At 52.1% G+C, this 25,996-nt stretch carries 28 protein-coding genes; 14 read left to right on the forward strand and 14 right to left on the reverse strand.

Going from position 1 to position 25,996, the window contains the following annotated elements:
• The first annotated feature begins 2 nt into the window (after window positions 1–2).
• Both A3K92_RS07885 and A3K92_RS07890 read left to right on the forward strand, forming a co-directional pair.
• Entirely contained in the window at window positions 3–1,154 is a 1,152-nt protein-coding gene (locus A3K92_RS07885) for an RsmB/NOP family class I SAM-dependent RNA methyltransferase (RefSeq protein WP_088885734.1), read from the forward strand.
• A gap of 3 nt (window positions 1,155–1,157) precedes the next feature.
• Window positions 1,158–2,213, forward strand: coding sequence for a lysylphosphatidylglycerol synthase transmembrane domain-containing protein (locus A3K92_RS07890; protein ID WP_088885735.1), 1,056 nt, complete (start codon window positions 1,158–1,160; stop codon window positions 2,211–2,213).
• On the opposite strand, the gene A3K92_RS07895 is transcribed toward A3K92_RS07890, so the two are convergent.
• On the reverse strand, window positions 2,152–2,988 hold the full coding sequence (locus tag A3K92_RS07895; RefSeq protein WP_088885736.1) for an NAD(+) kinase: 837 nt from the start codon (window positions 2,986–2,988) through the stop codon (window positions 2,152–2,154). The two genes, A3K92_RS07890 and A3K92_RS07895, sit on opposite strands and share 62 nt — an antisense overlap.
• Window positions 2,989–3,102: 114 nt before the next feature.
• Between A3K92_RS07895 and A3K92_RS07900 the strand changes: the two genes are divergently transcribed.
• On the forward strand, window positions 3,103–4,428 hold the full coding sequence (locus A3K92_RS07900) for an acetate--CoA ligase family protein (RefSeq protein WP_198361937.1): 1,326 nt from the start codon (window positions 3,103–3,105) through the stop codon (window positions 4,426–4,428).
• Here the strand turns inward: A3K92_RS07900 and A3K92_RS07905 are convergent.
• From A3K92_RS07905 to A3K92_RS07915, 3 genes are read right to left on the reverse strand one after another with little or no spacing between them, the layout of a single operon-like run.
• A complete protein-coding gene (locus tag A3K92_RS07905) occupies window positions 4,417–5,103 on the reverse strand; it encodes a potassium channel family protein (RefSeq protein ID WP_088885737.1) in 687 nt (228 codons plus the stop codon). The two genes, A3K92_RS07900 and A3K92_RS07905, sit on opposite strands and share 12 nt — an antisense overlap.
• 36 nt (window positions 5,104–5,139) lie before the next feature.
• Entirely contained in the window at window positions 5,140–6,714 is a 1,575-nt protein-coding gene (locus A3K92_RS07910) for a preprotein translocase subunit SecD family protein (RefSeq protein WP_088885738.1), read from the reverse strand.
• Entirely contained in the window at window positions 6,714–7,649 is a 936-nt protein-coding gene (locus A3K92_RS07915) for a protein translocase subunit SecF (protein ID WP_088885739.1), read from the reverse strand. The genes A3K92_RS07910 and A3K92_RS07915 overlap by 1 nt, the downstream gene beginning before the upstream one ends.
• Before the next feature lie 322 nt (window positions 7,650–7,971).
• On the opposite strand from A3K92_RS07915, the gene speD reads away from it, so the two are divergent.
• Entirely contained in the window at window positions 7,972–8,400 is a 429-nt protein-coding gene (speD, locus tag A3K92_RS07920; protein WP_088885740.1) for an adenosylmethionine decarboxylase, read from the forward strand.
• A gap of 5 nt (window positions 8,401–8,405) precedes the next feature.
• On the opposite strand, the gene A3K92_RS07925 is transcribed toward speD, so the two are convergent.
• From A3K92_RS07925 to A3K92_RS07945, 5 genes are all read right to left on the reverse strand, one after another.
• The gene (locus A3K92_RS07925) at window positions 8,406–8,951 is read right to left on the reverse strand and encodes an HTH domain-containing protein (protein ID WP_088886068.1); all 546 of its coding nucleotides are present in this window, start codon (window positions 8,949–8,951) and stop codon (window positions 8,406–8,408) included.
• A gap of 26 nt (window positions 8,952–8,977) precedes the next feature.
• Entirely contained in the window at window positions 8,978–9,724 is a 747-nt protein-coding gene (locus tag A3K92_RS07930; protein ID WP_088885741.1) for a KaiC domain-containing protein, read from the reverse strand.
• An 84-nt stretch (window positions 9,725–9,808) separates the two neighbouring features.
• Window positions 9,809–10,312: a PUA domain-containing protein gene (locus A3K92_RS07935; RefSeq protein ID WP_088885742.1), complete on the reverse strand. Its 504-nt coding sequence runs from the start codon at window positions 10,310–10,312 to the stop codon at window positions 9,809–9,811.
• The gene (locus A3K92_RS07940; protein WP_088885743.1) at window positions 10,305–10,832 is read right to left on the reverse strand and encodes a YkgJ family cysteine cluster protein; all 528 of its coding nucleotides are present in this window, start codon (window positions 10,830–10,832) and stop codon (window positions 10,305–10,307) included. The genes A3K92_RS07935 and A3K92_RS07940 overlap by 8 nt, the downstream gene beginning before the upstream one ends.
• Before the next feature lie 9 nt (window positions 10,833–10,841).
• Window positions 10,842–12,617: a tRNA uridine(34) 5-carboxymethylaminomethyl modification radical SAM/GNAT enzyme Elp3 gene (locus tag A3K92_RS07945; protein ID WP_088885744.1), complete on the reverse strand. Its 1,776-nt coding sequence runs from the start codon at window positions 12,615–12,617 to the stop codon at window positions 10,842–10,844.
• A gap of 98 nt (window positions 12,618–12,715) precedes the next feature.
• Here A3K92_RS07945 and A3K92_RS07950 point away from each other — a divergent pair, with 98 nt between their 5' ends.
• Window positions 12,716–13,468: a Nif3-like dinuclear metal center hexameric protein gene (locus A3K92_RS07950; RefSeq protein ID WP_088885745.1), complete on the forward strand. Its 753-nt coding sequence runs from the start codon at window positions 12,716–12,718 to the stop codon at window positions 13,466–13,468.
• 5 nt (window positions 13,469–13,473) lie between these two features.
• Here A3K92_RS07950 and coaD read toward each other — a convergent pair whose 3' ends face one another.
• Genes coaD through A3K92_RS07970 form a run of 4 tightly spaced genes read right to left on the reverse strand, consistent with a single transcriptional unit; the run spans window position 13,474 to window position 16,751 of the window.
• Complete coding sequence (gene coaD / locus A3K92_RS07955; RefSeq protein WP_088885746.1) at window positions 13,474–13,950, reverse strand: phosphopantetheine adenylyltransferase; 477 nt, start codon at window positions 13,948–13,950, stop codon at window positions 13,474–13,476.
• 9 nt (window positions 13,951–13,959) lie between these two features.
• Window positions 13,960–14,745: a DUF835 domain-containing protein gene (locus A3K92_RS07960; RefSeq protein ID WP_088885747.1), complete on the reverse strand. Its 786-nt coding sequence runs from the start codon at window positions 14,743–14,745 to the stop codon at window positions 13,960–13,962.
• 42 nt (window positions 14,746–14,787) lie between these two features.
• Window positions 14,788–15,765, reverse strand: a complete 978-nt coding sequence (locus A3K92_RS07965) for a bifunctional N(6)-L-threonylcarbamoyladenine synthase/serine/threonine protein kinase (RefSeq protein ID WP_088885748.1) — start codon at window positions 15,763–15,765, stop codon at window positions 14,788–14,790.
• Between the two features lie 32 nt (window positions 15,766–15,797).
• Window positions 15,798–16,751: a hypothetical protein gene (locus A3K92_RS07970; RefSeq protein WP_157722446.1), complete on the reverse strand. Its 954-nt coding sequence runs from the start codon at window positions 16,749–16,751 to the stop codon at window positions 15,798–15,800.
• A gap of 91 nt (window positions 16,752–16,842) precedes the next feature.
• Here A3K92_RS07970 and hflX point away from each other — a divergent pair, with 91 nt between their 5' ends.
• Window positions 16,843–18,153, forward strand: coding sequence for a GTPase HflX (hflX, locus tag A3K92_RS07975; protein WP_088885750.1), 1,311 nt, complete (start codon window positions 16,843–16,845; stop codon window positions 18,151–18,153).
• Here the strand turns inward: hflX and A3K92_RS07980 are convergent.
• On the reverse strand, window positions 18,109–19,071 hold the full coding sequence (locus A3K92_RS07980) for an inorganic phosphate transporter (RefSeq protein ID WP_088885751.1): 963 nt from the start codon (window positions 19,069–19,071) through the stop codon (window positions 18,109–18,111). The two genes, hflX and A3K92_RS07980, sit on opposite strands and share 45 nt — an antisense overlap.
• 222 nt (window positions 19,072–19,293) lie before the next feature.
• Between A3K92_RS07980 and A3K92_RS07985 the strand changes: the two genes are divergently transcribed.
• The 8 genes from A3K92_RS07985 (at window position 19,294) to A3K92_RS08020 (ending at window position 25,774) form a co-directional block, all read left to right on the forward strand.
• Window positions 19,294–19,851, forward strand: coding sequence for a pyruvate/ketoisovalerate ferredoxin oxidoreductase subunit gamma (locus A3K92_RS07985; protein ID WP_088885752.1), 558 nt, complete (start codon window positions 19,294–19,296; stop codon window positions 19,849–19,851).
• Window positions 19,852–19,890: 39 nt separating this feature from the next.
• Window positions 19,891–20,208 (forward strand): 3-methyl-2-oxobutanoate dehydrogenase subunit delta, encoded by a 318-nt coding sequence (locus A3K92_RS07990; RefSeq protein ID WP_088885753.1) that lies wholly within the window; start codon window positions 19,891–19,893, stop codon window positions 20,206–20,208.
• Window position 20,209: 1 nt separating this feature from the next.
• Window positions 20,210–21,403, forward strand: coding sequence for a pyruvate ferredoxin oxidoreductase (gene porA, locus A3K92_RS07995; RefSeq protein ID WP_088885754.1), 1,194 nt, complete (start codon window positions 20,210–20,212; stop codon window positions 21,401–21,403).
• 5 nt (window positions 21,404–21,408) lie between these two features.
• Window positions 21,409–22,344, forward strand: coding sequence for a 3-methyl-2-oxobutanoate dehydrogenase subunit beta (locus tag A3K92_RS08000; RefSeq protein WP_088885755.1), 936 nt, complete (start codon window positions 21,409–21,411; stop codon window positions 22,342–22,344).
• Between the two features lie 69 nt (window positions 22,345–22,413).
• Complete coding sequence (porD, locus tag A3K92_RS08005) at window positions 22,414–22,731, forward strand: pyruvate synthase subunit PorD (RefSeq protein WP_088885756.1); 318 nt, start codon at window positions 22,414–22,416, stop codon at window positions 22,729–22,731.
• Window positions 22,732–22,742: 11 nt separating this feature from the next.
• A complete protein-coding gene (gene porA, locus A3K92_RS08010) occupies window positions 22,743–23,927 on the forward strand; it encodes a pyruvate synthase subunit PorA (RefSeq protein ID WP_088885757.1) in 1,185 nt (394 codons plus the stop codon).
• A gap of 10 nt (window positions 23,928–23,937) precedes the next feature.
• Entirely contained in the window at window positions 23,938–24,933 is a 996-nt protein-coding gene (porB, locus tag A3K92_RS08015; protein ID WP_088885758.1) for a pyruvate synthase subunit PorB, read from the forward strand.
• 112 nt (window positions 24,934–25,045) lie between these two features.
• On the forward strand, window positions 25,046–25,774 hold the full coding sequence (locus A3K92_RS08020) for an ATP-binding protein (protein ID WP_088885759.1): 729 nt from the start codon (window positions 25,046–25,048) through the stop codon (window positions 25,772–25,774).
• Window positions 25,775–25,996 lie beyond the last annotated feature (222 nt).

Genomic DNA, 25,996 nt, shown 5'->3' on the forward strand with positions numbered 1-25,996 from the left:
ACGTGAGCTACGAGGAAGCCTTTCCCCAGGAGCTGAGAGAATACTATAAGAAGCTCTTCGGGAGTGAAGCCGAGGAGATAATGGCCTCCCTCAGAACTCCAGTGGAAAAGTACTACATAAGGGTGAACACACTCAAAACGAGTCGCTCCAAACTAATTAGCATCCTGAAAAAAGAAGGCCTCAGGCCAAAGAGGAGCCCCTACCTCAAGGAGGGCATCTACTTCGAGAGGGAGGGGCCCAATTTCGATGACGACTACGATCCTGGTCTCAAAAAAGTCGTTGCCAATAAGTTTGCGGCGGAGAGCGTTTACCAGGGGGCGATGCTCTACGCACCTGGGGTTCTGAAGGCAGACAAGGACATAAAACCCGGTGACGAGGTGGAGATAAGGGATCCAAGGGGCCTTTTAGTTGGAATTGGAATCGCCAGGATGAGCGCCAAGGAGATGGTGGCCTCAACGAGGGGCTTAGCTGTCGAGGTCACACTCCCCAAGTTCAAGCTACCCAGCCTTAGCGAGCTGGAGTCCTTCAGGGAGGGCCTATTTTACGCTCAAAGTCTGCCTTCGATGGTAACCGCGAGAGTTCTTGAGCCGAACGAGGAAGACTTGGTTATAGATATGGCCGCCGCTCCCGGCGGAAAGACCAGCCACATAGCCCAGCTCATGCAGAACAGGGGAGAGATAATAGCAATCGACAAATCGAGGAACAGACTGAGAAAGATGGAGGAAGAGTTAAAGAGACTTGGGGTTAAAAACGTTAAGTTGCTCCACATGGATTCCAGGAAGCTTCCCGAGCTGGGAATAAAGGCAGATAAGATCCTCCTCGATGCACCGTGCACGGCACTGGGCATAAGGCCCAAGCTCTGGGAGAGCAGAACGCCGAAGGACATAGAGGCCACGGCCAGGTATCAAAGAGCCTTCATCTGGGCAGCCATAAAATCCCTGAGGAAGGACGGAGTTCTGGTTTACTCAACGTGCACGATCAGCTACGAGGAGAACGAAGCAAACGTGAAGTTCATGCTTGAAAAAGGATTAAAGCTCGAGGAGCAGCCGATATTCATTGCTTCACAGGGGATTGGAATCGAAGAAGTCCAGAGGTTCTACCCCAACAGGCACATGACGCAGGGCTTCTTCATAGCGCGGCTGAGGAAGGTGTGAAGGATGGAGTGGAAAAAAGCGCTGCCCTTCCTCGCTGGCTTTGCGGTAATACTGGCCCTCATCTGGTGGGCCGGAACCGAGGACGTGCTCACAATACTCAGTAGAGCCAGCCTAACATGGCTGGGAGTAGCTCTGCTTGCCTATCTGGGAGGTATAATAACCTGGGCCCTGAGATGGCATGTTCTGCTCGAGGGGGTCGATGTTAAAGCCAGATTTAGGGACACTTTTGCAGCACTGTTTGTAGGAATACTCTTCAACAACATAACCCCTGGTGCCAGGGGCGGGGGGGAAGCCCTCAGAACCTACTACCTTGCAAAGAGAACAGGATCATCATACGGACAAATACTCGCGAGTGTTACGGCAGATAGAATCCTAGATCTAATCCCCGTCATGGTTATGATGCTTCTCTCAATGTTCTACGCTTACTGGGGAGGAGTCTACTCTCTCTTCACCCTGCTTCTTCTCCTCAACATTATCCTTATTTCCATTACAGGGCTCGCAACCGTCGTAATAGCCAGCGAGAGGAGAATGAGAAAGATTGTGTTTGGGCTTTTCAGGTTACTGGTAAGGATAATGCCCTCGAGGGTGTTAAAGTATGAGGAAAAATTCAGCCAGCTCGTTGACACAAACATACCTCACTTCACGAACAGCCTGAGAACTGTATCAAAGGACAAAAAAACGTTCACAGTGGCCCTAGGATATTCATTTCTCACGTGGTTCTTTGTAATCCTCAGGAACTATCTCGTCTTTATAAGCTTGGGCTACTGGGTGAGTTTCACCGATGTGATGATAGTGCAGATGATAGGGACTGCAGTCGGACTAATAAGCATCATACCTGGAGGTGCCGGATTGATAGAAGCGGTCACCGCGGGATCCTTTGTCCTCCTGGGGATAACAAGGGAAATGGCAGTAACTGCAAGCATTTTGGATAGAATAATCTCGTTCTGGCTTCCATTGATTGTTGGAATTATCCTCGTTGCAAAGTTTGGTTTAAAGCCTAAAACCGCCTCTTTAGGCGGAGAGGATACTTCGGATAAATCTCGTGAGAAAAACGAATGAATTTCGTCTTTCTAGGGGATTTTCTTATTTTTATCTCGGCTTCCGGCTCAAGCCTCGTGTAGAACTGTCCGTCCACCGAGAGGATAAGCTCCCTCTCTGGCGGGAGAGAAATTACCTCAATTTCACTCGTCGAGGGAACAACCATTGGCCTGGAACCTAGTGCTATCGGGTTCAGAGGGGTTATCACAAAAAGCTCCAGCCGGGGATCAACGAACGGTCCACCTGCAGAGAGGGAATAACCCGTCGATCCAGTTGGGGTCGCTATTATAATTCCATCTGACCGGAGCTCATCGGCCAGACCACCATCCACATAGTATTTGAGGTGCACTATCTTGCCCGGAACTCCAGTAAGTATGGCGTCCTCATTAAGGGCATCCGGGATAATGTTTTCCCCGTTTATGTACGTCCTCAGCTTCATCCTCTCATCGATGTAGTATTCTCCCTCAAGAAACCTGCTGAGGGCAAAAAAGGTCTCGTGGGGCTCAACCTCCGTAAGAAAACCCAGAGTACCCATGTTGATGCTGAGTATCGGGAAATCCCTCTTTGTCTTGTGCTCCACTCTAAGTATCGTACCGTCTCCGCCTATTACGATTATTACGTCCACGTCGAACTCTTCGAGCGGAAGAACACCTCCCGGGTCAAACTGAGGAAGGTTCTGGTACGTTTCTGAATCAACTACCACATCGTACCCGCTAATCCGGAGGAAGTCGTACACCCTGTAGGCGAGTTTTAAGGCTTCTTCTTTGTCCCTACGGGCAACTATCCCGAACTTCATGGAACCCCCTTAAAAGAAGTTGTCCCAAACACCTTTAAGGCTTTTGGAAGCAGTTAGAACGAAAATTCAAACAAACCATCGGGGGATATCCATCCCAAAAAGGGAGGTGAAAGTATGGCCGAGCTGTCTTTCTTCTTCTACCCGAGAAGCGTTGCCGTTTTTGGATCATTTAAAAGAGGGGCCATAGCCTACGAAATCCTGAGGAACATCGTTGAGGGTGAGTTCACCGGGAAGATTCTACCGATAAATCCAAAGGGGGGAACTGTAGAAGTCAACGGAAAAACCTTCCGGATAAAACCAAAGCTCAACGAGCCTGTTGATGTTGCAATAATAGCGATTCCGGCAAAGATAGTTCCGGCTCTAATCGATGAGATAGGACCGCTCATCAAGGGTGCCGTCGTCATAAGTGCGGGCTTTTCTGAGGTTGGAAACGTTGAGCTGGAGCGCGAGCTTGTTGAAAAGGCGAAAAAACATGGCATCAGAATAATAGGTCCCAACTGCGCCGGCATCTTCGGCGTCCACGGAAAGTTCTTCGGCTCCTTCGAAGTCCGCGTGAAGCCGGGCGGTTTGGCGCTAATCAGCCAGAGCGGGGCCTTCGGAGGAGCGGCTTTAGCTATGGGCAACGATGAGGGTATAGGATTCTCGGCCTTCGTTTCCTATGGAAACGCCGCTGACCTCAACGAGAGCGACTTCCTTGAGTACTTCGCCGATGACGAGAACACCAAAGCCATAGCCCTCTACATCGAGGGCGTTAAGGACGGAAGGCGCTTCATGAAAGCGCTCCGCTACGCGGCAAGCAAAAAGCCCGTCATAGTACTCAAGGCCGGAAAGAGCGCGAGCGGTGCCAAGGCAGCCGCCAGCCACACGGGTTCGCTGGCTGGAAGCTATGAAATCTACCGCGCGGCCTTCAAACAGGCCGGTGCCATAGAGGTCGATGAGATGGAGGAGCTCTTTGATGCCGCCAAAGCCTTCGAGATGTATCCAAAAGCAGGGAAGAGGGTGGCAGTGATAACCAACTCCGGCGGGCCGGGCGTTTTAGCAACGGATAAACTGGAAAAGCTCGGCCTTGAGATGGCTAAGCTTAACGAGGAAACCGTGCAAAAGCTTCGCTCCTTCCTGCCGCCCCAGTGCTCCGTCAGGAACCCCATCGACCTCATAGCGGATGCAGACTACGAAAGGTACAAGAGAACCATCGAGACGGTTTGCAGGGATGAAAACGTTGACTCGCTTCTCGTGATCTGCGTGCCACCGATCTTCATCCCGAGCGAGGAGATAGCCAGGGCAGTAATTGAAGCCGAGTGTGACAAGCCTTTGATTGTGAACTTCATGGCTGGAGAGCTCGTTAGAGAAGGGGTTAAGCTGCTGGAAGAAAAAGGAATAAAGAACTTCCCAACACCAGAGAGGGCAGCAAAGGCCCTGAAATGGCTCTCACTCCGATGATTTTTTCCTCTCGAATATCTCTTTGATGCTGTCGAGGACTCCAGTCTTGGCGAAGATTATGAGCGAACCCCTGTCCGGGAGCCTGGTGTCACCGGAGGGAATTATCAGGGAGCCCTTTTTGTCGTAGATGGCAACTATCAGAGAGTCCTTCGGAAGATTCAGTTCTTTAACGGACTTTCCAGCAACCCAGCTCTCGGGAGTTATCTCAAACCTGACTATCTCAGCCCCTTCCTTCGGGAAGAGCACCCTGTCAAAGCCAGGGCTCGTTATGCTCCTCGAGATGTACTCAGCCGCTATCTCCTCCGGGGAGATTATAAAGTTGAAGTACTTCTTCAAATCCTGAACCTGCTCGAATATCCTCTTGTTCTTTGGGTTGCTAACCCTGAGCGCAGTGTATATCTCAGGGTTCAGGTTCTTTGCCAAAATGCAGGCCAGTATGTTTGCATCATCCTTCCCGGTCAAGGCCGCGAAGGCATCCGCCTGCTTTATGTTCGCATCTTCGAGGGTTTTTGGATCGGTGGCGTCTCCTTCAATGACGAGGCCGTTTATAAGAAGGGAAAGCTCCTGAGCCCTCTCGCTGTTCTGCTCTATCACGGTAACATCGTGTCCCTCACTCTCCAATAGCTTGGCAACCAGGTATCCAACCCTACCGGCACCCATTATGACCACGAACATCCCTACCACCTACCGAGTATTGTAAAAAGAAAAAAATCACTCGAGCGAGAGCAGGTACTTGGCCATCTCAGCGTAGGCTGGCCTTGTTATGAGGACGCCTATGAGGACACCCAGTATCGTCGTAACGGCAAATCCCTTCAAAGTTCCAACGAAGTAAACCAGGAGAAAGCTCATTGCAACTATTGTGGTTGTCGCCGAGGCCAGTATTACAAAGAAGGCCCTGGCCATTCTCCTTAGGAGACCCATTCTCCTGCTCACTCCTCTAGCGCTCGACCCGCCGAGGAGTTCATCCGTTATGACTATCTGCTGATCGACGCCGGTACCTATGGCCGCTATGATACCCGCTATACTTGGCAGATCCAAGTTCCAGTGGATAAGGGACGCCATGCCGAGGATTATGATAACCTCAAAGAGACTCGTGCTGGCAACGGGAATAGCTATTTTCCATCTCCTGTAGTGGAAGTATATCACCAGGAGAACCGCTATTAAAGCCCCAAGTCCCGCTATGAGGGCCTGCTTCTTAAAGCTGGATCCAAGGGTGGGTGAGATGTACTCCTCGCTTATAACCCTGAGCTTGGTCGGAAGCGAACCGCTCCTCAGGACGCTGTATATTCTCTTAGCTTCCTGGAGGGCTTCCTCCTTAGTTGCGGCTCCTCCTGTGAGCTGGAAGCTATTGCTATCACCCATCACTACCTCTTCACTCAGGACGTAAGGCCCGTATAAGTGCAGTATTCTGGCGACAAAGCCTTTCAGGTCTTCACCCTGCTGTGGTACGTAATAGGAAACACGAACGTTCACGTTGGACCGAAGAACCTCGTTCTTGATCTGAGTGTACAACTCCTCTGGAAGATCCGCCACGATTATCTTGTCCTTACCTAAGGACGTGGCGTTCTTCACGAGCTCTTCAGCACTCTGATTCTCGTATTTGACCACGGTAATGTTGAAGGCCTCACTGATCCTCTGGATAAGGGGCTTGGGAGTCCCGGATGCCGGTTCACCCAAAAAGTCCTGCATCGTGTTATAAACTTCGTCCGAAACAACGATCAGAGAGTTGACAGGGGGATCCAGGAAAATATCAACAGGCCAGCCGACCTTTCCCTTTTTCAACTCGTTGAACTTTTTCAGAGAGTCTCCAGAGAGGGTAAAGCCAACGTACCAGCGGGGGGCAGGGCTCCTAAGGTCAAGGCCGTAGTTGCTTGAGTAAACTGTGACATCACCGCCTGTTGCAAAAACAACACCGTCCAGCTCCATGTAGAGGACACCCTGGCTTTCAATCAGGGCCTTTATACTCTTAGCCTCGTCCAGGGTTACGTTGGCAACCTTAACAACGAAGAGAGTTTCTCCGGTCTCCGGATCGTGCTGGGTCTCAATGGAGATGTCCTTTAGACCAAAGGTGTTAAGCCTGTTCTGGAGAGATGAAGTTACTCCATCGACTTCATCCCCGCTGAGAGGTCTATCTGGCTTGGCAATTAGGGCAACACCGCCCCCAATGTCTATTCCATAAGTGAGGCCGTTCACGGCTATTGCCGCTATCGAACCGATTAGGAAGAGTATGAGCAGGAGAACCCTCCAGTTGAGCAGGAGGGCTTTGATGCCTCTTCTTTTAGCCATCAGCTACCCCTCCTGAGCTTTATTGAGAACCTGTAAGGACTCGCTATATACCATCTCAGCACACCGGCGTTTAATATCCACGTGTTCATAAAGTCCGCGAGGAGGCCGAATATGAGGACTATCGTTATGCTATCTATTACGTCCGAAGTTGAGACGAGCCACAGCACTATGAGGGCACCGAGGGTTGTCGTACTCATCGTAAAGCCGGTGGAAACAGCCGAGAGGTAGGCGTCTTCAACCGTGTCCTCCTTTCTCCTTAGAAGTCTGGTCGTTAGAAGAATGTTGCTGTCAACGGTGTACCCTATGAGCATGAGCAGTGCCGCTATTGTTGCGGTTGTCAGTTTTACACCCAGAATGCCCATGACGGCGAGGGCTATCACCATATCCGAGAACGCTGAAAAGATTATCGTTCCCGAGGGTAGGAGGTCCCTGAAGAACAGGAAGACCACGATGGCCATGCCAATAAAAGCATATGCCACCGCCTTTATTCCCTGCCTCTGTGCAATCTTGCCAAAGGTCGGATCAACCACCCTTGGAGTAACGTCAGCATTGGGATACCTGGCCTTGATTAAATCCGAGATAAGATCTGGATTTGCATCGGCCGGAGCGTATACCCTTATTCCAGTTATCCCGTTTATCGGGTCGTGGAACCTTTCAGCGTGGAGTTCAATTCCCGTCTTATCCGTCAGATATGAGGCGAGCTCATCGGGTGAAGCATCAACATTGTAAACCGTTACAACAACTCCGCCCTTGAGGTCGATGCCCCTGTCAGGGGGATGTACGGCCAAAAGGAGAAGCGCAAGAACGAACACCACAAGAGGATAGAGAATCATTTTCTTTGGTTCAATATCGACAAGGAATGCAAGTCTTTTTTGCTTCTGATTCATAATCCCTCTACTGGAGGGAGCTTTCCTCTTTGATTTTTTAGTTGCCATAACCACACCCCGCCAGATTTTGTTTCACTACCTGTGGCTTTAGATAGCCAACTACCGCAATAATGGACGGAACGGTTTTAAAATTAGTGGTCTGAAGGAAGCCAAAAACAGGGGAGTTAAGCTAGATAAAAGAACAAAAATCAACCCTAGAGGGATTTTATCAGTAAACCTTCTCAAATTCCGAAAACGGTCAGTAACTTCACGTTCATTGGATTTTAAGTCCGTTCTGAACTGTTCAAAACAGAAAAGGCCAGTTAGTTTCTCTTCGATTGAGGCTTAACTTTAAAAAGGGTTAGTTATAGCTGGGATAGAGGTGAGAGCCATGAGCGAGATAGAGACGATCGGGTTTCACTACGTGGTTGAAGCGGCCGGTTGCGATCCCGAAGTTCTCGGTAACGCTGACAAGATAAGACAGATATTCCTTGAGGCAGCGAAAGTAGGCAATATGGAAGTCAAATCGAGTTATTTCTTCAAGTTCTCACCGACCGGCGTTAGTGGAGTTGTTATCGTGGCCGAAAGCCACATCTCAGTCCACACCTGGCCGGAGAAAGGTTACGCCGCTCTGGACGTCTACACCTGCGGAACCAAGGCCAATCCTGAGAAGGCCGTTGACTATATCCTCGAGCAGTTCAAGGCCAAGTACGCCCACGTAAGCGAGATAAAGCGCGGAATCGAGGAAGACGACGGAACCTTTACCCACATGATAATGACCTGGGAAGAGAGCCTAAAAAGGAACAACGGAGAGGGTTGAAACCCTCAGAGGAGCTTCTCTATTTCTTTCACCCTCTCAAGCGTGTCGGCCAGAATCTTTCTAACGTTGTCGATCTTAACCTTAAGCGTGCGGTTTTCCTCTTCCAGAGCTTTAACCTTTTCTTCCAGTTCCCTGACTTTGGCCTCAAGTTCCTCCTTCTCCTTCTTGAGCTTCTCGTACTCCTCCATCGCAACGAGCTGGCCACCTTTAGCTAGAATTTCGACGTTCTTAACCAGTTCGTCGAGCTTGCCCTGCTTAATGAGCTCGTAGGTCTCCCTGACGAGCTGGCCCGCTTTCGTCTCGCCCTTGAGGTGCTTTCTAATAGTCTGTTCAGTCCTGCCGAGCTCTTCAGCTATCTCGCTGATTGTCATGCCGGCCTTTTCTCTGGCTATGGCTCCAGCGGCAACCGCTAAGCTGTCAACCCAGGTGAGCCTCTCGGCCGGGTCCTTTATCAGCTCTATGACCTCCGGCCTGAAGAGCGTCGCGAAGAGGAGTATGCTCTCGAGCCTGTGTATCTCCTCCCTTCCAATCGGGTTCAGTGGAACCTCCACCATCTTCACCACCTCCTTTCAGTTTTTCACTCGATTTCGACAATACCACCTCTCTTCAGAACCTTGTCGTGGTGGACGATTATCCCCCTGTCGGTTATCTCGAAGGGGTGCCTCCTCATGCTGTGGCTCGTCCCGCGCATCTTCCAGACTATCAGCGAGCGCTTGAGCTCGCCGTCTATCTCATCGAGGTCAAGGCGGATTATTCCATCGACGCCGTGCTCAACTCCAGGCCCACCGAAACCACGCTCGCCGACGCTTATCTGGCTGACGAAAATGCTCGTGACGCCAAGTCCAGCGAGAACCCTCTTTAACTGCATGACTATGCTCCTCGCCATTGCAGGCTTGTTTATGTAGAGGGTCGTTACAGAGTCGACGACTAACCTCTTAGCTCCAATGTCCTTCACGGCCGTCCTTAGAACGTCTATGAACTCCCTAAGGTCCGTTAAGTCGTGGACTATGTACTTTTCGTACTCCTTGCTCTTGCCGATTCCTGCTGTGAATGCATCAACCATAGCGAAAAGTCCCTCTTCCTCGTACTTCCTAACGTCCCAGCCGAACTGGGCCATGTTCTGTCTCACTTGAACGGGGTGCTCCTCCAGGGCCACGTATATTCCGGGCTCACCCATCTGGAGGCCGTTCCACAGGAACTGCTGGGAGAATATGCTCTTTCCCGTTCCAGGCCCACCGCTGAGCAGGACGACGTTTCGCTCCGGGATCCCCCCGTGCAGTATCTCGTCCATTCCAGGGATGCCCGTCTTCACCCTTCTGATCATGAGCGTCACCCCCTTTAGTAACTTCTAGTTACCATTAAGCTATAGTGCGAATGTTCTTAAAAAGGTTACGTCTGGTGAGAAAAGTCAGCGGTTTCTCCTAAGGAACTCCCCGATGTCGGTGACGTTGAGAATGAACTTTTTCCTGCTCTCAGGGTTTATCCTGCCTATGCCAAGGATTATTCCGTTCTCGTCATAAATTACGAGCTTCTTGGTGCCCTGCCAGTTATACTCCCTAACGCCGCTTCTCGGTACGTCCTTTCCGGTCGTGAAAAGAAAGCCCGCCTTGTGAGTTAGGACTGCGTAGTTCTTCTGAACATCAACGAAGTAGAAGAACTCAACGTTGGGGTAGAACTTCTCAACGAGGTTGTCAACTTTTATCGTGCCAACGAAGGTACCGTAGGCGTAGGGCTTCATTTTGAGGCCCTCTATCTCCCGCCAGACTCTCTCGTTTACCGCGTAGACGTCCCTGAACCTGCCCTCAACCACCGCGAATGTGTGGTGCTTAAGCTCGCCGTACTTCTCGGCCTCGCGGAGGATTAGGTCGTACTCCCAGGCAGAGGCGCGGCGGTAGCGGAGAACCTCACTCATCGCCATCCCCTTCAAGCCGCTCTATCAGCTCCGCAAAACCTCCCATGTCCGTCCTCTCGAGCTTTCTCTCGAACTCGATGCCGAGTTCGGCTATCTCCTCCGGGCTTATCATCGTTTCCGGCTCTTCGGCGTTTATCCCCGGACAGCTTTCATCGTAGTAGAGCCAGAGCTTTTCGCCTTTATACTCAAAGGGTTTCTCCCCCTCGACGCCGAGCGGTTTCCGGGAGACCATGAAGGGATAAATCCGGCATATGAGTGGCCTCACCGGGTGAATCCTGCACTTCCCAGTTTCAGGGTCGTGGAAGACGCAGCCGAGGTCCCACTCCCTCACGCTGAGGACGAAGCGGAGTTTACCCCCTTCAATCGAGAACGTAACGAAGTCCTGCGGGTCATGGCCTTCTCCTGCAATCTTCTCAATGTCCTTCAGCGTTAGATAGACGTGCCTTCCACGACAGCAGTCGAGGCAGTAGAGGCATTTGAACGGCACGGGCTTGGTGAATGGTCTGGGTTTGAAGCGCATGGAATCACCTCAGGTATTGAGGTGGGCATCAAACTCTTTGCTCTTTTTGTAGTCAGCGTAGCTCTTATCGAGCCTTTTGGCAACGTAGGGGCCGTTCTTACGGTAACCGAACTTACGATAGTACTCCCTTACACCAACACCGCTTATGACGAGCATCTTCTTCACGTCAAACTCCTCTCTGGCTATCCTCTCTGCCTCGCTCAAAAGCTCCCTGCCGTAGCCTCTGTGCTGCCACTCGTATTTTGGTTTCTCCCCTATGGGCACGAGGGGGCCGTAGACGTGGAGCTCCCTGACTATAGCCGAGGGACAGCAGTTTATCTCCTTCCTGTGGGCCTTTTCGCTCGGAATTCTCAGGCGGAGAAAGCCAATGAGGATGTCGTTTTTGACGTCTTCGAAGCTGAGGAAGATTTCCCTTCCGCCAGCGGCATCGTAATCCTCGCGAAGGAGCTTTATGTGCTCCATTTCAGGCTCAACTCCAAACTTCTGCATCTGGTGGCCCACTTCCCTGAAGCGAATCTCCCTCGGCCTTATGCCGCGCTTAATCAGCTCGTTGAAGACGAGCTGGCCAAGGTTCGAGTGCTTCACGCCCGCAACTATGAGCTTTGCCGGGATGTCGCGCTGGATTCTCATCACCCTAACCCACTTGGGGAAGTACTTGTAGGCCTCGACGAGAAGCTCAACGGCCTCTTCCGTTGTATAGGGACGGTATTTTCCGGCCTTGTACCACGCGTAAAGGGGTGCATCAGCAGTCACAAGCGTCGGGTAAATCTTGAGCATGTCGGGCCTGAAGCGGGGATCTTCGAATATCGTCCTGAAGGTGTAGAGGTCCCTTTCGAAGTTGCTCCCGGGCAAACCGGGCATTATGTGGTAGTTGATTTTAAGACCAGCGTCCCTCAAAAGCTGGGTGGCCTTAACTATCTCCTCAACTCCGTGACCTCTCTTCGTTCTCTCGTGGATGAAGTTGAAAATCGTTTGAACACCCAGCTCAACCCTTGTGGTTCCAAAGCGGAGCATCCTGTCTATCTGCCTCTCGAAGGCCCAGTCAGGTCTCGTCTCTATCGTTAAACCAACCATCCTGACTTTGGCTTTCTCGTTCTTCCTTTGCTCGTCTTCAAGATAGTAGTAGGGCTTCCTGTGGGTTCTCTCCCATGCTTCCCTGAACTTTGGGTCTTCCTCGAAAACGGACTCGTCTTTCTTAACAATCAGCCGTATGAGCTTCTCCTCAAGGTTCTCGATGTCTTTGAAGTATGGGAAGTCGTTCATCGCCTTGAAGGCGCATTTGATGTACCACTCCTGATAATCAAGGTCAACGGCTGGAAACGTTCCTCCCTGGATTATCACCTCAACCTTGTCAACGTCATGACCGATGTCGGTGAGCTGCTTTAACCTGCGCATCATGATGATGTATGGATGATAGGCACTCTGAACTGCCCTTAAAGCTGAAGGTTCTTTCCCCGTGTAGCTCTGTGGAGAACCAATGGCCGGCCCGCCGGGGCAGTAGATACACCTGCCGTGTGGACAGGGGAAGGGTTTGGTCATCATGGCGACGACGGCGACACCGCTTATGGTTCTGGTGGGCTTCCTCTTGAGGAGCTCCCTAAAGCGCTCGCGCTCCTCCTCTGGAATGGCCTTGAGTATGTCCGAGTTACCAGGAATCTTGGAGAGATGATACTTCCGGGAGACGACTATCTTATAGCGGTTGAGCTCTTCTCTGCTCTTTATCTCGCCAGACAGGACAGCCCTCGCTATCTCCTCAACTGCCTTTTTGAAGTCCTTATCGTACATGTCCCTCACTCTCAACCCAGCTTAGGGGGCGGTTTTAAAAGGGTTTGCTGGGCATATTCAGTTAGTGAACAATTCACCAGGTGAATAGGGGTGAGAAGATGAACCGCGACGAACTCGTTGCCTTTCTTGATGAGTACCTAAACATCTCGGCCTACCCGGACAAGTCCAGTAACGGCCTCCAAGTAGAGGGGAAGGAGGAAGTCGAGAGGGTCGCTTTTGCCGTTGACACAACGCTGAAAACCATCGAGAGGGCCGCAAAGGGAAAAGCCGACATGCTGATCGTCCACCACGGAATGATATGGGGCGGATTGAACTACATCACTGGAGTGCACTACAGGCGTTTAAAGACACTCTTCGAGAGCGGGATAAACCTCTACGTCGCCCATCTTCCGTTGGATGCCCATCCGGAGGTCGGGAACAACGTTGGGCTCTTGAGGCTTCTAGACCTCGAACCGAAGGGCCCCTTCGGGGAGTACAAGGGGCTCTCTATAGGCTTCTGGGGCGAGTTCAACGAGCCTCAGCCAATTGAGAAGGTAGCGCAGGTAATAGCGGAGAAGCTCGACTCGACTGTTAAGACATATAAATTCGGGGAGAGGGAGATAAAGACCGTTGGAGCGGTAAGTGGTGCAGGGGCCTTTGCCCTCGAAGAGGCGTGGAGGAAGGGGATTGACTTACTCATAACCGGAGAGTTCGGTCACGCGGATTACCTGACGGCGATGGACCTTCCGCAGAGCGTCCTCGTTGCGGGTCACTACAAGACTGAGACGCTGGGAGTTAAGGCCCTGATGGGGCTTTTGAAGGAAAAGTTTGAGCTTGACGTCTTCTTCATAGACGAGCCGACAGGACTTTGAGGCTTTTACTTTTTCAGTGGATTTCCGAAGGGATCTATAAGACCGGCCCGTATAAGGGAAGAACTTATTTTGGGCCCGATCCTGCTCCTCACGAGCCCGATGGTTATTATATCAAGGGGTGGCAAACCCCTCTCTTCCCTTGCCTTGTTAACTACCAGAGCGCCCTTGTAGGTCTCTTCACTAACGACTATGGCCTCAAGGCTTTTCATCCTGTCGGCAAAACCGATGGCACTGTTAATCTTTATAATGCGGTAGTTGGAGTAGCCGTTGACCTCAAAGAACTTTATCAGATCCCTGAGACGGAGCTCATAGGGGAGGATCTTCTCTGCGTAGGGCTTGTTCCTTATCATCTCGTCCGAGGTGAGTCCGACGTATACGTATTTTCCCACTTCAAACGCCTTCCTCAGAAGGGCTTTATGGCCAAGGTGGAGCCTGTCAAAAGTGCCCCCAACCACTACCTTTCTGTAGGGCTTTCTCACCATCGCCGACCCTCACAGGGGCTCAAACTCCCTGAGGAGTAGCGCTTTCTGTTTCTCATCTAGGGCGTTCTCGTCTACGAAAACTATAAGGGCTTTCCTGCTTGAGACGATAATGTCCTTAAGGTTGATCAGGAACTTGAAGACTGCCGGAAAGTCGTTGTAGATTAGGAGATATTCCAGACAATCTATAACCACTATGGAGCCATTTTTCTCCGAGATAAATCTTATCGCCTCGTCCTGCATAACATGAAGGGCAGTGGGGGGAATCCCTTTTCCATATATCTGGGTTACCCACACGGGGACAACAAAGTCCCCAAGATCACTATAGAGGTCTGGATTCCTGGTAAAAACCAGCGTTGGCTCGCTGAGATCCTTAAGAATTTCAAGAAGGTCAAACACTTTTCCCCTGGATCCCAGGATTATATAAGAACCAGCCAAGGGGTTTGACTTTAAGCTATCTTTCCGTCCTTCCAAATCAGAGGGGATAACAACTGGAATGTACGATCTCTCAAGTGTCAGAACATAGGCTATCATAGTGTAGATGGATCCAATTATTGAGACCCCGTAGAAGGCCTCAATAAGATAATAATCATACGGAACTGGATAAAAATCAGCAATGAGATCAAGCATATTGCCCAAGACACCAAAAAACAGGAATAGAGAGGCTCTATTAACGAAAAACCTCAGTCCGGATACATAGATACGCCTACGCTTGAAGAAAAACCACCATATGTACGTTATCGCCAAAAGGAGTATTACATCATACACCACCTTCCACAGGGGCACCCTAAGGCTCATCCACGCATCCCCCAGTAAAGCAACACATGATAATTCCACCGGTTACTCCCATATAACCTCAACCTCATCGGTGCGGAACTTCTGTTTCACAACGGTATCCTCTATTTTAAACCTTACGCCACCGCGGTACATCCTCAGGCCGGTATAGGCTATCATGGCCCCATTGTCCCGGCATAGGTCGTAGGGTGGGACGAAAAACTCGATCCCCCTGTCTTCGGCCATTGTTTTGAGCATTTCCCTGAGCCTGTTGTTGGCTGCAACGCCTCCCACGAGGACTACCTCTTCCTTGCCGGTGTGTGCTACAGCTCTCTCGGTAACCTCCACCAAAGCCGCAAAGGCGGTCTCCTGGAATGAGTAAGCCAGATCCTCGACGCGGTACTTCCCGGTTCTGTACTTCCTGACAGCCTCGGTTAGGAGACCGGAGAAGCTCAAATCCATCCCCTTCACCGCGTAAGGAAGTTCAATGTAGCGCTCTCCCCTCTGGGCGAGCTTCTCTATCTTTGGGCCTCCTGGAAAGCCTATTCCCAGCTCCCGGGCAAAGGTGTCTATCGCGTTGCCTATGCCTATATCGAGCGTCTCGCCGAAGACGCGGTAGCGGCCGCCCTCAAGGGCAAGAACCTGTGTGTTGCCGCCGCTCACGTAGAGACCAACGGGGTCTTTGACGCCGAACATCTTGGTTATCTCAACGTGGGCGATGCAGTGGTTTACTCCAACTATCGGCTTGTTGTATTTTATTGCCAGCGCCCTTGCCGCCGTAGCGACAACCCGAAGTGCAGGGCCAAGACCCGGCCCCTGGGAGAAGGCTATCACATCAACGTCGTCCATCGTTATCCCAGCTGTCTCAAGTGCCTTCCTCAGAAGGGGCTTCAAAAGGCGCGCGTGGTGCTCAGCGGCCTCTTTCGGGTGAATACCACCCTTTTCAGTGGTGAGAGTATCGAATACGTTGGCGAGGACTTTCTTTTCGGTAACGATCCCGATGCCGAGGGTGTGAGCTGTACCTTCTATGCCTAGAGCTATCATAGTGGAACCCTCTAAAAAAGGCGTTAAAAAGGTTACCCGCCGGAAAAGTTGAGACGATAGTCGAAATCCACTACTGGAAAGGGGTACAGGAAGCAGTCGTCTCCTATTGTCTCGGCGTTATCTCCGAGGAGGAAGGAAATCACTTTGGTCGTCTCCGGATGCCTTATCCCGACATAGGGAATTCCGTGCCAGCTCTTCCAGCCAACTTCTCTACCACGATAGTTGAAAACAACCAGAGCGGCTATCAGAACTCCTGTATCTCCGTTCTTCTGGAGGTCTTCCATCAAAGTCCCGTTGGTGGAAAGAACCGCCAAAACCGTCTGCGGGATCGTGCCGTTTTGGGGCCTGATGGTTATCACACCGAGGTAGCGGAATTTCCCAGTAACGTTGTCAGGTAGGTAATCCGGGGTTCCAGAGCCCTTGATCAGGCTGTCTTGGAAGGAGTTTATGTCCTCAACGGTCCACAGTCTGCCTGCACCGCTGGTCGAGAACTCGACAGCACCGCCGGCGGGATTTAACGCGTATTCGTATCCCCGCAGTCCTCTTTTGAAACGGTAAGTGAAGGAGACCTCAAAGACTTTCTCGCCCGTTGCTTTGCCGTAGGGGACAGTTCCTTCAAGGGCCAACATCCGTGAGGGAGGGGCTTGGTCGGAGACATTTAGGAGCGAGTACCAGAGGTAAATCCTGATATCCTTTAGGGCTCCGGGGCCTTCAACGTGTGAAAACGAGAAGAGTATGAAGTTTGGAACACTCTTTCCGGGAGCGTATTCAAGGGGACAATCATAAATAGCCTGGACGTGGGTATCGTTCAGATATTTCTCCTCCCATCCAAAGGCAGGGCTGATCTCATATTCCCGTATTACATCAAAGGGGGCAATCGTGGGGCGAATGGAAGAGCCTGCGTACGCGGCATAAAAGCCGCCAATGAGAGCGGTGAGGATCACGAGGACTGCAAGCATTGATGTGGCTTTTTTCATCCTCATCACCGAGTACTTTCTACCCGTGCATGAATTATAAACTTTTTGTAGTATTTCTTCGAACTGCATGCTTTTTAAGCTCTGGAGCGGTGGGGGTAACATGCGTGTTATCGGTGTCATACGAAATTCGCGGCGTGAGAGGCTCAGCAGGGAGGAGTTCGAGGAGCTTTTGGAGAGTGCAGGGTATGAGGTTCTGGCGATACTTGAGCAGAATAGGGAAGAGCATCCGAGGTATAACATAGGCCGGGGAAAGCTTGAGGAGCTCAAAAGGCTCGTTGAAGATCTGAGGCCGGACAAAGTGGTCTTCGCCAACAAGCTCACCCCCAGTCAGGCTTACAACCTGTGGAAAGAGCTCAGGGTTGACGTCATCGACCGCTGGCAGCTCGTCCTTGAGATATTTGAGAAGAGGGCCCATTCCAAGGAAGCCAAGCTTCAGGTTGAGCTTGCCTCGCTCCAGTACGAAGTTCCCCTTGTGAAGGAGGCAATAAGAAGAATAAAGCTCGGTGACAGGGCGGGATTCAAGGGAATGGGTGAGTACCAAACTCAACAGTACCTGAAGCACATACGCTACAGAATGGGGAAGATAAGGAAAGAACTGGAAAAAGTCAGGGCGGACAGAGAAGTCAAGAGAAAAAGAAGGGAAGAAATGGGGTTTATTCTCGTGGCCCTGGTCGGTTACACCAACGCAGGCAAATCTACCCTGCTTAACGCCCTGGCGGGTGAAGAAGTCGAAGCCAGACAGCAGATGTTCACAACCCTGGCCACAACTACGAGGAGATTCAAACTCGGACGAAAAAGGGCCCTAGTAACGGACACGGTTGGCTTCATCGATAACCTTCCTCCCTTCATCGTCGAGGCCTTCCACTCAACCCTGGAGGAGATAACCCGGGCGGACATAATAGTCCTCGTTCTAGATGCGAGTGAGCCCTGGGCGGAGGTCAGAAGAAAAGTTCTGGCTTCACTCAGGGTTCTTAGGGAGCTTAAAGCCCCCGACAAGCCAATGATAATTGCCCTGAACAAGATAGACCTCGTGGAGGAGGAAGACGCCGAGGAGAAGGCGAGACTACTGGGAAAGCTCCTCGAAGAAGTTGCTCCAAACGTCAGGGCCATAGTTAAAATCTCGGCAAAGGAAGGCCGTCTCGAAGAACTCTATAGGGCACTTGAGGAATCGATTCCAGAGCTACCAAAGTACAGGGCATTTAGGGTCGTAATACCACCAACCGAGGACGCCGGGAAAGTCATCTCAACAATTGAGGCTATCGGAGAGGTTTTGGACGTTCAGTACGGGGAAAGCACCGTTGTCCACGCACTCATTCAGACTGGAATGATAAAAGAGCTCACAAAGATGAACGTCAGGATAGAACATCTAAACGAGTCCGACAAAGTGGAACAGCTGGAAAACGGCAAGTGATATTATTATCGCTATCGTTGGGGTTGCAACCCACCCAAAGACTATGTCCTTTATAACTCTTCTATCAACTCCCTCGCCGGTTATAAGACCAACACCGACAACTCCACCCACTATGGCCTGACTCGAACTCACCGGAAGGCCAAACATGTTGGCGAGACTCACGGATATTGCCGAACCGAACTGGGCTGCAAAAGCAGATATCGGGCCCAGAGCAGTTATCTTCTTGCCCACTGTGTGCATAACAGCGTAGCTGAACGTCAAAGAACCCATGGCTAGACTCAGAGCAACCAGGCTCCCCGCAACCCTGGGTTCAAGGAAACCCGCACCAACTATCGGTCCGGAGGCATTGGCAACCTCGTTCGTTCCAAAGTTAAACGCCATGTAAGAGCCACCAAGGATGGCGAGGGCCTTGTAGAGGGCCTCGATAGTGGATATGCTCTTTATGTTGGAGACAACCTTACCATAGAACTTGTAGAGCACTGCCGCGAGAACACCCGCAAGAATCGGGGAGAAAACCCATGCAAGGGCTATCTGGAGCATGGTGGTCCATCTTATGGGAGCACCTATGCTTATGCCAACCCCAACAACACCTCCGACTATGGCCTGGGTTGTAGATACCGGAAGGCCCTTTATAGTCGCTATCGTAACCCAAACCCCGGCGGAGAGGAGGGCTATAACGGCCAGCTCAAGGGTCAGGTAGCCGGGAGGCACGATTCCCTTACCGACGGTCTTCATGACTTTATATCCCTTGAGGTAAGCCCCCAGAAGGGTAAAGATAGCTATGGTGAGGGTGGCTTGCCTGAAGCTCAGTATTCCGGCCCCGACGGCTGTACCCATGGCATTGGCTGAATCGTTTGCACCTATGTTCCATGCGATGTAGAAGGCAACCGCTATTATTGCAACCGCCACTGCGTCCATGCCAGCCCCTCCACTATATAGACTATATGGTGTAATGTAGTCCATTAAAAAGTTTGCCTCAGCGAATACATCCATTTCCCCCTGCAGAGATATCATCATCAGCGCCCCAGAATGTTCACCTTTACCCAAAGACGCCTGTCGAGAAGGCCTTAGGTCAATACCGAAACCTAAATAAATGTGTTGGACTAATCCAAACTGAAAAAACCCAGGGAGGCATGAAAAATGATCGAGATTCGTTTTCACGGTAGGGGTGGACAGGGTGCCGTTACGGCCGCAAACATTTTAGCCTCAGCAGCCTTCAAGAGTGGCAAATACGTCCAGGCGTTCCCGTTCTTTGGCGTCGAGAGGCGTGGAGCGCCGGTTACAGCTTTCACAAGGATTGACGACAAGCCGATAAGAATTAAGACCCAGATCTACGAGCCAGACGTTGTCGTCGTCCTCGACCCATCGCTCCTTGACACCGTCGACGTTACCGCCGGTCTCAAAGACGGCGGAATCGTCATCGTTAACACCGAGAAGAGCAAGGAGGAAGTTCTCGAAAAGCTCAAGAAGAAGCCGGCAAAGCTGGCCCTCGTCGATGCCACAACCATAGCCCTCGAAATCCTTGGCCTTCCAATTACCAACACGGCCATCCTCGGGGCGGTTGCTAAGGCCACTGGGATAGTCGATCTCAAGTACGTCCAAGAGGCCATTAAGGAGACCTTCTCCGGAACTCTCGGCGAGAAGAACGCCAAGGCCGCCGAAGAGGCATTCAACAAGACCGTTGTTTACGAGCTCTGATTTTCTCTGCTTTCCTTAACTTTGGGGGAGGGGAGGAGCTTGAACACTCTGTTTGGAGAGAAAAAGGCGGAGGCAAAAAAGATAGTCTTCACCTCCGTTGATCAGTACCCTGAGGCCCCTATAAGCCTCGGGACTACCCTGAGCAACTTCACCGGTGACTGGAGAACCTTTATGCCTGTTGTGAACGAGGACAAGTGCGTCAAGTGCTACATCTGCTGGAAGTTCTGTCCCGAGCCTGCAATCTACATCAAGCCCGACGGCTACGTGGCCATAGACTACGACTACTGTAAGGGCTGTGGAATCTGCGCGAACGAATGTCCGACCAACGCGATAACAATGGAGAAGGAGGAGAAGTGATATGGCCGAGTACAAACCCATTAAGAAGGTTGTGAGCGGTAACTACGCGGCCGCTTACGCCGCACTCCACGCGAGAGTTCAGGTCGTTGCCGCTTATCCAATAACTCCTCAGACGAGCATCATTGAGAAGATAGCCGAGTTCATAGCCAACGGCGAGGCAGACATCCAGTACGTTCCCGTCGAGAGCGAGCACTCCGCTATGGCAGCCTGTATAGGCGCCTCCGCCACGGGAGCGAGGGTCTTCACGGCTACCGCCGCCCAGGGACTGGCTTTGATGCACGAGATGCTCCACTGGGCGAGCGGTGCGAGACTGCCGATAGTTATGGTCAACGCCAACAGGGCTCTGGCTCCGCCGTGGAGCGTTTGGGACGAGCAGACCGATTCACTCTCACAGAGAGACACCGGATGGCTCCAGTTCTACGCCGAGAACAACCAGGAGGTTTACGACGGCGTTCTGATGGCCTTTAAGGTAGCCGAGGACAAGCGCGTTTCACTGCCGGCAATGGTCATTGAGAGCGCCTTCATTCTGAGCCACACCTACGACGTCGTCGAAATGATTCCGCAGGAGCTCGTCGACGAGTTCCTCCCGCCGAGGGACCCGCTCTACACGCTAACCGACTTCGACAACCCGATTTCCGTCGGCGCTTTAGCCACTCCGAACGACTACTACGAGTTCAGGTACAAGGAAGCAATGGCCATGGAGAGGGCCAAGAAGGTGATCAAGGAAGTCGGCAAGGAGTTCGGCGAGCGCTTCGGAAGGGACTACAGCCAGATGATAGAGACCTACAGGACGGACGATGCAGAAATAGTGTTCATGGGAATGGGGTCACTCATGGGAACCGTCAAGGAGGCCGTTGACCTCCTCAGGAAGGAGGGCTACAAGGTCGGAGCGGCGAAGGTCCGCTGGTTCAGGCCCTTCCCGAAGGAAGAGCTCTACGAACTCGCCAAGGAGGTTCCAGCCATAGCCGTAGTCGACAGGAACTTCTCCTTCGGTCAGGAGGGAATACTCTTCAACGAGTCCAAGGGCGTTCTCTTCAACACCGACGCGAGACCCCTCATGAAGGACTACATCGTTGGTCTCGGTGGCAGGGACTTCACGGTAAACGACGTCAGGGCAATAGCCAAGGACATGAAGAAGACCCTTGAGAAGGGCAGGGTTGAGGAAGAGGTAGTGTGGTACCACCTTAAGAGGTGAGAGAGATGGAGATTCCCGAGAGCATTAAGAAAAGACTTACCCTTCCCGCTGAGGAGCACTTCTATGCAGGCCACACAGCCTGCCAGGGCTGTGGCGCTTCCCTTGGCTTAAGGTACGTCCTCAAGGCCTACGGGAGGAAGACGATAGTTACCATTCCAGCCTGCTGTTCAACAATCATAGCCGGTGCCTGGCCCTACAACACACTTGATGCCCCGCTCTTCCACACGGCTTTCGCAACAACTGGAGCCGTCATAAGTGGAATTGAGGCAGGACTCAAGGCCCAGGGCTACAAGGTCAAGGGCGAGGACGGCGTCATGGTCGTCGGATGGGCCGGTGACGGTGGTACCGCTGACATAGGCCTTCAGGCCTTGAGCGGTTTCCTTGAAAGGGGCCACGATGCTGTCTACATCATGTACGACAACGAGGCCTACATGAACACCGGAATCCAGAGGAGCGGTTCTACCCCCTACGGTGCCTGGACGACCAACACCCCGGGCGGAAAGAGGCACTTCCTTGAGAAGAGGCACAAGAAGAAGGTCATTGACATTGTCATAGCCCACGAAATTCCTTACGCGGCAACTGCGAGCGTTGCCTATCCAGAAGACTTCATAAGGAAGCTCAAAAAGGCTCAGAAGACACCCGGCCCGAGCTTCATCCAGCTCTTCGCGCCGTGCCCGACCGGCTGGCGCTCACCGACCGACAAGAGCATCGAGATAGCTCGTATGGCAGTCCAGACGGCTTACTTCCCGCTCTTTGAGTACGAGAACGGAAAATACAAGATAAACATGCCAAATCCAAAGAAGGAGCCGAAGCCCATAGAGGAGTTCCTCAAACTCCAGGGCAGGTTCAAGTACATGACCAAGGAGGACATAGAAATCCTCCAGGGGTGGGTCAACCACGAGTGGGAGAAGCTGAAGAAGCTCGCCGAGGTCTTCGGCTGACCCTTTCGTTTCATTTTTGTCCACGCAAAGTTTAAGTTTCAAGTTGATAACTCACCAGAGGTGATATATATGGCTGAGAGCCCGTTTAAGGCCGACATTGAGAGGGTTCAGAAGGAGTATAGCGAAAAGATGACACCCGGAGCGATAGCATACATCCCGGGAAGCAGCGTCGTCAACAAGACGGGAAGCTGGAGAGTTTTCATGCCGGAGTTCAACAGGGACAAGTGCGTCCGCTGCTACCTCTGCTACATCTACTGCCCCGAGCCTGCAATTTACCTGGATGAAGAGAACTACCCGGTCTTCGACTACGACTACTGTAAGGGTTGTGGAATCTGCGCCAACGAGTGCCCAACCGATGCAATAGTTATGGTTAGGGAGACCAAGTGAGGTGGTGAAAGATGCCGATTAGGACCGTTATGAAGGCCAACGAGGCGGCCGCCTGGGCGGCTAAGCTCGCAAAGCCGAAAGTTATAGCCGCGTTCCCGATTACGCCCTCGACACTCATTCCCGAGAAGATAAGCGAGTTCGTTGCCAACGGAGAGCTCGATGCGGAGTTCATCAAGGTCGAGAGCGAGCACTCAGCGATTTCAGCCTGTGTTGGAGCTTCGGCAGCTGGAGTTAGAACATTCACGGCAACGGCCTCCCAGGGTCTGGCTTTGATGCACGAGGTTCTCTTCATCGCCGCTGGAATGCGCCTTCCGATAGTCATAGCCGTTGGAAACCGCTCACTCAGCGCTCCAATCAACATCTGGAACGACTGGCAGGACACCATAAGCGAGCGCGACACCGGCTGGCTCCAGTTCTACGCCGAGAACAACCAGGAGGCCCTAGACCTCATACTCATAGCCTTCAAAGTCGCTGAAGACGAGAGGGTTCTCCTACCGGCCATGGTCGGCTTCGACGCGTTCATATTGACCCACACCGTTGAGCCCGTGGAAATTCCTGACCAGGAAGTTGTTGACGAGTTCCTCGGTGAGTATGAGCCAAAGCACGCCTACCTCGACCCGGCCAGGCCGATAACCCAGGGCACCCTTGCCTTCCCGGCCCACTACATGGAGGCTAGATACACCGTCTGGGAGGCCAACGAGAACGCCAAGAAGGTCATCGACGAGGCCTTTGCCGAGTTCGAGAAGAAGTTCGGAAGGAAGTACAGCAAGATTGAGGAGTACAGAACTGACGACGCCGAAATAATCTTCGTCACCATGGGTTCACTCGCCGGAACCGTCAAGGAGTACGTTGACCACCTCCGCGAGAAGGGAATCAAGGCCGGTGCCGCGAAGCTCACCGTTTACAGGCCGTTCCCGACCGAAGAAGTTAGGGAGCTTGCAAAGAAGGCCAAGGTCCTGGCTTTGCTCGAGAAGAACGTCACCTTCAGCGTCGGTGGAGCCCTCTTCCAGGACTTCAGCAGGGCTTTGATCAACCAGAAGGAGAAGCCGATACTCGTTGACTTCATCCTCGGCCTCGGTGGCAGGGACGTCACCTTCAAGGAACTCGACGAAGTCCTTGAGATAAGCAAGAAGGCCCTCGCCGGAGAGGAGTTTGATGAGGTCAACTGGATCGGCCTGAGGAAGGAGATACTGTGAGGTGAGGAAGATGGCCGTTAGGAAGCCCCCGATTACCACTCGCGAGTACTGGGCACCCGGTCACGCCGCCTGTGCTGGCTGTGGCTGTGCCACTGCTCTCAAATTAGCTACCAAGGCCTTCAGCGAGGCCATGGAGGAGAAATATGGCGATCCCAACGCCTTCGCCATAGCCCAGGCAACCGGATGTATGGAGGTTGTTTCAGCAGTGTTCCCGTACACGGCGTGGAAGGTTCCGTGGGTTCACGTGGCCTTTGAGAACGCAGCAGCAGCTGCCAGCGGTGTTGAAGCCGCTTGGAAGAAGCTCGGCAGGAAGGGCAAGATATTGGCCATAGGCGGTGACGGTGGTACCGCTGACATAGGCCTTCAGGCTTTAAGCGGTATGCTCGAGAGGCGCCACAACGTGGTTTACCTCATGTACGACAACGAGGCCTACATGAACACCGGAATCCAGAGGTCAAGTTCAACCCCCTATGGTGCCTGGACCACCACCTCACCACCGGGCAAGTACTCCATCGGTGAGGACAAACCCAAGAAGTGGGTCGCCCTAATAGCTGCCGCTCACCAGATACCCTACGTCGCCACCGCGAGCATAGGAAACCCCTTCGACTACGTCAGGAAGATGAAGAAGGCGGCAAAGGTTGATGGACCAGCCTTCGTGCAGGTCCACTGCACCTGCCCGACCGGCTGGAAGAGCCCGCTCGAGAAGGGCGTTGAGATAGCTCGCCTTGCCATCGAGACCGGCGTCTGGCCGCTCTTCGAGATCGAGAACGGCGACTTCTTCAACATCAAGATACAGGCACCGGGAGGAGGAGCCAAGGTCAAGCGCGAGGGCGGAAAGATAGTCGCCATTGAGTTCAAGAAGCCCATCGAGGAGTACCTTAAGTTACAGGGCAGGTTCAAGCACCTCTTCAAGAGGCCCGAAGCAATAGACGAGCTCAGAGAGCAGATCAAGGCCATGTGGAAGGTTCTTGGTGTGGACGTCTACCTCCCCAAGCCGGAGGAGTGATTTTCTCTTTTTCTGTTATCTTTTCTTGGTTGATTGACATATTAACATCGTCTCATTGGGTGAACCAAATGACTTATAAATCGTAACACGATTTTGTACTTTGGTGATACCAATGAAGGTTCTCGTGAGCGGTAAAGGCGGTTGCGGAAAGAGCACCATAAGCGCGATGCTTGGAAAGTATTTGGCTGAGAAGGGGTACCGCGTTCTAATCATAGACGCCGACGAGTCAAACCCGGGCCTCTACAGGATGCTGGGCCTTCCAAAGGTCAAAACGCTCGCGGAACACCTTGGGGGCAAGACGAGGGCCAAGATACTCATGGCGGCCGAGGGCCAGGGGGAACTCGACGAAGAACTCTTCAACTGGACCCTTGATGACATTCCTGAAGAGATACTCGCCAAAAAGGGGAACCTGGCCGTTCTCACGATAGGTAAAATTGAGGAGGCCGAGGAAGGCTGTGCTTGCCCCTACGGCTTCCTGGCCAGAAAGCTCCTCGAGGGGATTAAGCTTGGGGAAAACGAGGTCATCATAGTTGACACCGAGGCAGGAATAGAGCACTTCGGCAGGGGCGTTGACAAATACGTTGACGTTGTAATCGACGTTGCAGAGCCTTCAGTTGAGTCAATAGAGCTTTCGAAAAAGATAGCCACGCTGAGCAGGAGCCTCGGCCTCACTCACGTCTTGGTTCTCAACAAGGCTCTGCCCGGGGTTGAGGACAAGCTTCCGGTTAAACCCGACGTCACAATACCCTTCGACCAGGGCTTCATACTCGACAGCCTAAACGGGAAAGAAGTCAGGCCAGTGAAACAAATAGAAGAACTCTGGGAAATAATCCCCGGATGAGCACATTTGGAAAAACTTGACGTTCTGACACATTCCTCAATTTCTTTTAACAAAATTCCGGCAAACCTTTTTAGGACTTCTCATTTCCCTTAACTTTTCCCGGCGATTAAATGCCACTCCGAACCTGATTTGGGCAAACGGCTATTTTCATTTCGGTTTTTGGCTTATTAAGTTGCCCCAACTTATTTTCGTCATCCAACGATTATCATATTGACAATCAAC

The organism is Thermococcus gorgonarius (genome assembly GCF_002214385.1).
Lineage (GTDB): Archaea > Methanobacteriota_B > Thermococci > Thermococcales > Thermococcaceae > Thermococcus > Thermococcus gorgonarius.